Origin of the sequence: Streptococcus cuniculi (assembly GCF_004570575.1) — a bacterium.
Classification (GTDB): Bacteria; Bacillota; Bacilli; order Lactobacillales; family Streptococcaceae; genus Streptococcus; species Streptococcus cuniculi_A.
In genome coordinates, this window is sequence record NZ_SPPD01000036.1 from 1 (window position 1) to 5,460 (window position 5,460).

1 tRNA gene and 3 rRNA genes are annotated in these 5,460 nt (G+C 49.1%); all 4 read right to left on the reverse strand.

The window, feature by feature from the left end:
* Positions 1-6: 6 nt before the first annotated feature.
* The 4 genes from rrf to E4T82_RS11815 all read right to left on the reverse strand — a co-directional run bounded on the left by rrf (position 7) and on the right by E4T82_RS11815 (position 5,293).
* A 5S ribosomal RNA gene (gene rrf / locus E4T82_RS11800) occupies positions 7-122 on the reverse strand.
* A gap of 212 nt (positions 123-334) precedes the next feature.
* Positions 335-3,238 (reverse strand): 23S ribosomal RNA (locus tag E4T82_RS11805).
* A gap of 331 nt (positions 3,239-3,569) precedes the next feature.
* Positions 3,570-3,642: transfer RNA gene (locus E4T82_RS11810), tRNA-Ala, on the reverse strand.
* A gap of 103 nt (positions 3,643-3,745) precedes the next feature.
* A 16S ribosomal RNA gene (locus E4T82_RS11815) occupies positions 3,746-5,293 on the reverse strand.
* Together the 16S, 23S and 5S rRNA genes with 1 tRNA gene alongside form the textbook arrangement of a ribosomal RNA operon.
* Positions 5,294-5,460 lie beyond the last annotated feature (167 nt).

Genomic DNA, 5,460 nt, shown 5'->3' on the forward strand with positions numbered 1-5,460 from the left:
ATTCTAGCTAAGCGACTACCCTATCTCACAGGGGGCAACCCCCAACTACTTCCGGCGTTCTAGGGCTTAACTGCTGTGTTCGGCATGGGTACAGGTGTATCTCCTAGGCTATCGTCACTTAACTATTCTGAGTATACATGAGGTTCCCCTCTTTGTCAACTCAAAATTGAATATCTATTCTATACTAACAAGATATATCCCTTAACTCTGTGCTCTATGAAATTGTGCTCGAACTAAAAAGCTAGTAATTTAGATAAATCGTCTTGTAGTCCTCTGACTACCGCACCGATTTCCTAAAATGATACGCTTTTCTTAACGTTCTCACTACTTATAATAGGATAAGTCCTCGAGCGATTAGTATTGGTCCGCTCCATTGCTCACACAACTTCCACTCCCAACCTATCTACCTGATCTTCTCTCAGGGCTCTTACTAACTTAACGTTATGGGAAATCTCATCTTGAGGTGGGTTTCACACTTAGATGCTTTCAGCGTTTATCCCTTCCCTACATAGCTACCCAGCGATGCCTCTGGCGAGACAACTGGTACACCAGCGGTAAGTCCACTCTGGTCCTCTCGTACTAGGAGCAGATCCTCTCAAATTTCCTACGCCCGCGACGGATAGGGACCGAACTGTCTCACGACGTTCTGAACCCAGCTCGCGTGCCGCTTTAATGGGCGAACAGCCCAACCCTTGGGACCGACTACAGCCCCAGGATGCGACGAGCCGACATCGAGGTGCCAAACCTCCCCGTCGATGTGAACTCTTGGGGGAGATAAGCCTGTTATCCCCAGGGTAGCTTTTATCCGTTGAGCGATGGCCCTTCCATACGGAACCACCGGATCACTAAGCCCGACTTTCGTCCCTGCTCGAGTTGTAGCTCTCGCAGTCAAGCTCCCTTATACCTTTACACTCTGCGATTGATTTCCAACCAATCTGAGGGAACCTTTGGGCGCCTCCGTTACCTTTTAGGAGGCGACCGCCCCAGTCAAACTGCCCGTCAGACACTGTCTCCGATAGGGATTACCTATCCGGGTTAGAGTGGCCATAACACAAGGGTAGTATCCCAACAACGCCTCCTTCGAAACTGACGTCCCGAACTCATAGGCTCCTACCTATCCTGTACATGTGGTACAGACACTCAATATCAAACTGCAGTAAAGCTCCATGGGGTCTTTCCGTCCTGTCGCGGGTAACCTGCATCTTCACAGGTACTAAAATTTCACCGAGTCTCTCGTTGAGACAGTGCCCAAATCATTACGCCTTTCGTGCGGGTCGGAACTTACCCGACAAGGAATTTCGCTACCTTAGGACCGTTATAGTTACGGCCGCCGTTTACTGGGGCTTCAATTCAGATCGTCGCTTGCGCTAAACCCTCCTCTTAACCTTCCAGCACCGGGCAGGCGTCACCCCCTATACATCATCTTACGATTTAGCAGAGAGCTGTGTTTTTGATAAACAGTTGCTTGGGCCTATTCACTGCGGCTCAGTCTAGCTGAGCACCCCTTCTCCCGAAGTTACGGGGTCATTTTGCCGAGTTCCTTAACGAGAGTTCTCTCGATCACCTGAGGCTACTCGCCTCGACTACCTGTGTCGGTTTGCGGTACGGGTAGAGTATGATACATCGCTAGAAGCTTTTCTTGGCAGCGTGACATCACTCACTTCGCTACTTTAACTTCGCTCCCCATCACAGCTCAACGTTATAGGTATAAGCATTTGACTCATACCACGCCTCACTGCTTAGCCGGGCTCTTCCAGTCGCCCGGTTGAGTTAGCCTACTGCGTCCCTCCATCACTTCATACTCTAGTACAGGAATATCAACCTGTTAGCCATCGGATACACCTTTCGGTCTCTCCTTAGGTCCCGACTAACCCAGGGCGGACGAGCCTTCCCCTGGAAACCTTAGTCTTACGGTGGATGGGATTCTCACCCATCTTGCGCTACTCATACCGGCATTCTCACTTCTATGCGTTCCAGCGCTCCTCACGGTACACCTTCACCACACATAGAACGCTCTCCTACCATACCATTTTTCAGGTATCCACAGCTTCGGTAAATTGTTTTAGCCCCGGTACATTTTCGGCGCAGGGTCACTCGACTAGTGAGCTATTACGCACTCTTTGAATGAATAGCTGCTTCTAAGCTAACATCCTAGTTGTCTGTGCAACCCCACATCCTTTTCCACTTAACAATTATTTTGGGACCTTAGCTGGTGGTCTGGGCTGTTTCCCTTTCGACTACGGATCTTAGCACTCGCAGTCTGACTGCCGATTATATCTCGTTGGCATTCGGAGTTTATCTGAGATTGGTAATCCGAGATGGACCCCTCACCCAAACAGTGCTCTACCTCCAAGAGACTTTACATCGACGCTAGCCCTAAAGCTATTTCGGAGAGAACCAGCTATCTCCAAGTTCGTTTGGAATTTCTCCGCTACCCACAAGTCATCCAAGCACTTTTCAACGTGCCCTGGTTCGGTCCTCCAGTGCGTTTTACCGCACCTTCAACCTGCTCATGGGTAGGTCACATGGTTTCGGGTCTATAACATGATACTATATCGCCCTATTCAGACTCGGTTTCCCTACGGCTCCGCTTCTTCCACTTAACCTCGCATCATATCATAACTCGCCGGTTCATTCTACAAAAGGCACGCTCTCACCCATTAACGGGCTCGAACTTCTTGTAGGCACACGGTTTCAGGTTCTATTTCACTCCCCTCCCGGGGTGCTTTTCACCTTTCCCTCACGGTACTGGTTCACTATCGGTCACTAGGGAGTATTTAGGGTTGGGAGATGGTCCTCCCAGATTCCGACGGGATTTCGCGTGTCCCGCCGTACTCAGGATACTGCTAGGTATAAACTATATTTCGAATACGAGGCTTTTACTCTCTTTGGCTAACCTTCCCAGGTTATTCTTCTATACAATTTAAGTCCACATTGCAGTCCTACAACCCCGAAGAGTAAACTCTTCGGTTTGCCCTCCTGCCGGTTCGCTCGCCGCTACTAAGGCAATCGCTTTTGCTTTCTCTTCCTGCAGCTACTTAGATGTTTCAGTTCACTGCGTCTTCCCTCCACTACCCTTAACAGGTAGGGATAACATGCATTACATGTTGGGTTCCCCCATTCGGACACCCCTGGATTATTGCTTACTTACAGCTCCCCAAGGAATTTCGTCGTTCGTCACGTCCTTCTTCGGCTCCTAGTGCCAAGGCATCCACCGTGCGCCCTTATTAACTTAACCTTGTTTTCTTACTCATTAATTAATTCACAGCGTTTTCGGTTTATTTTCTTGTTACTATTTGATATAGATATTCAATTTTCAATGGACAAATCTAAGATACTAAGACCGTCCCAACTTGTTGGGCATTTTCGTAGAAAAATAGGAAACTGACGCAGTGTCTTTAGACACTAGGAAGGTTATCTTTTTTCCTAGAAAATGAGGTCGTGTTCAATTACTTGAACAATATCTTTCTCATTTAGGATACCTACTCTCACTTGAGTAGTTGAACTCGAAACTAATTTCCTAATTTTCTACGGAAATTTTCGCAAGCGAATCGTTTCTCGTATCCTAATGGAGCCTAGCGGGATCGAACCGCTGACCTCCTGCGTGCAAAGCAGGCGCTCTCCCAGCTGAGCTAAGGCCCCTTACTAATAATCTGGTATTCCTTATTAGTCTATAGTGGATATTCTATTGTCTCAAGACCCCTCAAAATTAAAGAAGACTACGTACAGAGTTCCATTCCCTTAGAAAGGAGGTGATCCAGCCGCACCTTCCGATACGGCTACCTTGTTACGACTTCACCCCAATCATCTATCCCACCTTAGGCGGCTGGCTCCTTACGGTTACCTCACCGACTTCGGGTGTTACAAACTCTCGTGGTGTGACGGGCGGTGTGTACAAGGCCCGGGAACGTATTCACCGCGGCGTGCTGATCCGCGATTACTAGCGATTCCGACTTCATGTAGGCGAGTTGCAGCCTACAATCCGAACTGAGACTGGCTTTAAGAGATTAGCTTGCCGTCACCGACTTGCGACTCGTTGTACCAGCCATTGTAGCACGTGTGTAGCCCAGGTCATAAGGGGCATGATGATTTGACGTCATCCCCACCTTCCTCCGGTTTATTACCGGCAGTCTCGCTAGAGTGCCCAACTCAATGATGGCAACTAACAATAGGGGTTGCGCTCGTTGCGGGACTTAACCCAACATCTCACGACACGAGCTGACGACAACCATGCACCACCTGTCACCAATGCTCCGAAGAGAAACCCTATCTCTAGGGCGGTCACTGGGATGTCAAGACCTGGTAAGGTTCTTCGCGTTGCTTCGAATTAAACCACATGCTCCACCGCTTGTGCGGGCCCCCGTCAATTCCTTTGAGTTTCAACCTTGCGGTCGTACTCCCCAGGCGGAGTGCTTAATGCGTTAGCTGCGGCACTGAGTCCCGGAAAGGACCCAACACCTAGCACTCATCGTTTACGGCGTGGACTACCAGGGTATCTAATCCTGTTCGCTACCCACGCTTTCGAGCCTCAGCGTCAGTTACAGACCAGAGAGCCGCTTTCGCCACCGGTGTTCCTCCATATATCTACGCATTTCACCGCTACACATGGAATTCCACTCCCCCCTTCTGCACTCAAGTTTGACAGTTTCAAAAGCGTACTATGGTTGAGCCACAGCCTTTTACTTCTGACTTATCAAACCGCCTGCGCTCGCTTTACGCCCAATAAATCCGGACAACGCTCGGGACCTACGTATTACCGCGGCTGCTGGCACGTAGTTAGCCGTCCCTTTCTGGTAAGATACCGTCACTTGAGTAACTTTCCACTCTACTCAACGTTCTTCTCTTACAACAGAGCTTTACGATCCGAAAACCTTCTTCACTCACGCGGCGTTGCTCGGTCAGGGTTCCCCCCATTGCCGAAGATTCCCTACTGCTGCCTCCCGTAGGAGTCTGGGCCGTGTCTCAGTCCCAGTGTGGCCGATCACCCTCTCAGGTCGGCTATGTATCGTCGCCTTGGTGAGCCGTTACCTCACCAACTAGCTAATACAACGCAGGTCCATCTGGTAGTGATGCAATTGCACCTTTCAAGCACTTACCATGCAGTAAGCACTGTTATGCGGTATTAGCTATCGTTTCCAATAGTTATCCCCCGCTACCAGGCAGGTTACCTACGCGTTACTCACCCGTTCGCAACTCCTCAACTCTGTACAAGTACAGTGTCTTGGCGTTCTACTTGCATGTATTAGGCACGCCGCCAGCGTTCGTCCTGAGCCAGGATCAAACTCTCATATAAAGTTTGAGTTCTTAACTCATTCCTGTCAACTGACAGATTTATCTTTTTTTGTTCATTGACGGTTTATGTTGCCATAAACCACCCTGCACGTTTGGTTCGTCTTCTTTAATTTTCAAAGGTCTTGTAATGCCGATCTCTCAAGCGACAACTATATTAGTATATCACCT